Source organism: Magnetospirillum sulfuroxidans (genome assembly GCF_018224925.1).
Lineage (GTDB): Bacteria > Pseudomonadota > Alphaproteobacteria > Rhodospirillales > Magnetospirillaceae > Magnetospirillum > Magnetospirillum sulfuroxidans.
This window is the reverse complement of sequence record NZ_JAGTUF010000042.1, coordinates 2,501-5,836: the sequence shown is the minus strand read 5'-3', so window position 1 is coordinate 5,836 and position 3,336 is coordinate 2,501. Positions and strand designations below refer to the sequence as shown.

General features: G+C 54.2%; 1 tRNA gene and 2 rRNA genes. All 3 read right to left on the bottom strand.

The features are described 5' to 3' along the window. Positions 1–4 precede the first annotated feature (4 nt). Positions 5–81: transfer RNA gene (locus tag KEC16_RS19470), tRNA-Met, on the bottom strand. 78 nt (positions 82–159) lie between these two features. After that, positions 160–274: ribosomal RNA gene (gene rrf / locus KEC16_RS19465) — 5S ribosomal RNA — on the bottom strand. Positions 275–370: 96 nt separating this feature from the next. Beyond that, positions 371–3,113, bottom strand: a 23S ribosomal RNA gene (locus KEC16_RS19460). Positions 3,114–3,336 lie beyond the last annotated feature (223 nt).

Here is a 3,336-nt window from a genome sequence, read left to right as displayed (position 1 = left end):
AATTTGGTTGCGGGGGCAGGATTTGAACCTGCGACCTTCAGGTTATGAGCCTGACGAGCTACCGGGCTGCTCCACCCCGCGGAAAAGAATAAGGCCCGGTTCGTACAACCGGGCCTTAGCTATTTGTCTCGTGTATAGGTTTCATCACTTTCTTTGAAGACCTGGCAGCGACCTACTCTCCCGTGCCTTAAGACACAGTACCATTGGCGCTGGGGACTTTCACGGCCGAGTTCGGGATGGGATCGGGTGCAGGTTCCCCGCTATAACCACCAGGTCGTCGAAGAAAGCGATGTTTTTTCCTGATCCGCGTGCGGTAAGAGAAGTATCAAGTTTGTGTGTTTTCAATCATCGGGCTTGCCGCTAGTTAGGAGCGATCAAGCCGATCGAGCTATTAGTATGGCTTAGCTTCATGTGTTACCACACTTCCACACGCCACCTATCAACGTCGTGGTCTACGACGGCTCTGATAGGGAAACCTTGTTTTGAGGGGAGCTTCCCGCTTAGATGCTTTCAGCGGTTATCTCGTCCGTACGTAGCTACCCGGCAATGCCATTGGCATGACAACCGGTACACCAGAGGTACGTCCATCCCGGTCCTCTCGTACTAGGGACAGGTCCTCTCAAGTTTCCGACACCCACGGTAGATAGGGACCGAACTGTCTCACGACGTTCTAAACCCAGCTCACGTACCACTTTAATCGGCGAACAGCCGAACCCTTGGGACCTGCTCCAGCCCCAGGATGTGATGAGCCGACATCGAGGTGCCAAACCTCCCCGTCGATGTGGACTCTTGGGGGAGATCAGCCTGTTATCCCCGGCGTACCTTTTATTCGTTGAGCGATGGCCCTTCCACGCGGGACCACCGGATCACTATGACCGACTTTCGTCTCTGTTCGGCTTGTGGGCCTCACAGTCAGGCGAGCTTATGCCATTGCACTCGACAGCTGATTTCCGACCAGCTTGAGCTCACCATCGCGCGCCTCCGTTACTCTTTAGGAGGCGACCGCCCCAGTCAAACTACCCACCATGCAGGGTCCCGGGCCCGGTTTCACGGGTCGCGGTTAGATACCAGGAAACAAAAGGGTGGTATTTCAAGGATGGCTCCGCATCAGCTGGCGCCGATGGTTCATAGCCTCCCACCTATCCTACACATTCATTCCCTAGTACCACTGCAAAGCTGTAGTAAAGGTGCACGGGGTCTTTCCGTCTAGCCGCGGGTACTCCGCATCTTCACGGAGAATTCAATTTCGCTGAGTTGGTGTTGGAGACAGCGGGGAAGTCGTTACGCCATTCGTGCAGGTCGGAACTTACCCGACAAGGAATTTCGCTACCTTAGGACCGTTATAGTTACGGCCGCCGTTTACCGGGGCTTCAATTCAGTGCTTGCACACCTCCTTTTAACCTTCCGGCACCGGGCAGGCGTCAGACCCTATACGTCGTCTTACAGACTTCGCAGAGCCCTGTGTTTTTAGTAAACAGTCGCCACCCCCTGGTCTGTGCCACCACCTACTACTTGCGTAATAGGTGGTACCCCTTATCCCGAAGTTACGGGGTCAATTTGCCTAGTTCCTTCAACACCATTCTCTCAAGCGCCTTGGTATACTCTACCAGTCCACCTGTGTCGGTTTCGGGTACGGTCTATAAGCTGGAGTTATTTCCTGGACCCTCTTCGCTGCACACTCAATCCGATAAGAGTGTACAACTTACGAAGGTCGTCACTTCCAGCAGGCCCACGAATATTAACGTGGTTCCCATCGACTACGCCTTTCGGCCTCGCCTTAGGGGCCGGCTCACCCTGCGCGGATTAGCCTTGCGCAGGAACCCTTGGACTTTCGGCGAGAGTGTTTCTCACACTCTTTATCGCTACTCATGTCAGCATTCTCACTTCCGATACCTCCAGCGCCCCTCACGGTGACGCCTTCGCAGGCTTACGGAACGCTCCGCTACCACTCGCCTTTCGGCGAATCCGCAGCTTCGGTGTATGGCTTGAGCCCCGGTACATTTTCGGCGCAGGATTGCTATTAGACCAGTGAGCTATTACGCTTTCTTTAAAGGATGGCTGCTTCTAAGCCAACCTCCTGGTTGTTTTGGCCTTCCCACATCCTTTCCCACTTAGCCATAACTTGGGGACCTTAGCTGGCGGTCTGGGCTGTTTCCCTCTCGACAATGGACCTTAGCACCCACTGTCTGTCTGCCAGATAGCACTCACCGGTATTCGGAGTTTGGTTAGGTTTGGTAGGTCTTTGGGACCCCCTAGCCCATCCAGTGCTCTACCCCCGGCGGTGTTCGTCTGACGCGCTACCTAAATAGCTTTCGCGGAGAACCAGCTATTTCCGAGTTTGATTGGCCTTTCACCCCTATCCACAGATCATCCCCGACTTTTTCAACAGGCGTGGGTTCGGTCCTCCAGTGGGTGTTACCCCACCTTCAACCTGTCCATGGATAGATCACTCGGTTTCGGGTCTAATGCATGCAACTATGCGCCCTATTCAGACTCGCTTTCGCTGCGCCTACACCTATCGGCTTAAGCTTGCTGCATACACTAACTCGCTGACCCATTATACAAAAGGTACGCCGTCACGGCTCAAGGCCGCTCCGACTGCTTGTAGGCATTCCGTTTCAGGTACTGTTTCACTCCCCTTGTCGGGGTGCTTTTCACCTTTCCCTCACGGTACTAGTTCGCTATCGGTCACTGAGGAGTACTTAGGCTTGGAGGGTGGTCCCCCCATGTTCAGACAGGATTTCACGTGTCCCGCCCTACTCGAGGCTGATACTCGGTTTACTCTTACAGGGCTATCACCTGCTATGGCCCGACTTTCCAGACGGTTCAGATTATGTAAGTACCAGCACTGGCCTGGTCCGCGTTCGCTCGCCACTACTAACGGAGTCTCGGTTGATGTCCTTTCCTCGGGCTACTTAGATGTTTCAGTTCGCCCGGTTCGCCTCCCGCACCTATGTATTCAGTACGGGATCACCTTACGGTGGGGTTTCCCCATTCGGATATCCACGGATCAAAGCCTGCTCTCGGCTCCCCGTGGCTTTTCGCAGAGTGCCACGTCCTTCATCGCCTCTCAGTGCCAAGGCATCCACGAAATGCCCTTATGACGCTTGATCGCATCCTAACCAGGGACAAGCCCGATGATCAGAACACATTTTACTTGAGAACTTCAGCGATACCACACATGCATGCCCGACCAAACTGGCCGGACCGCATGTCCAGATCAGGAAAAACCTATTCACGATGACAAAGAGCCTTGTGACCCTGAGGTCACAAAAGCCTTCGACAATGTCGACGGCAAGGAAGTACCACTTCCACACGAATGAACGATGCATGCGC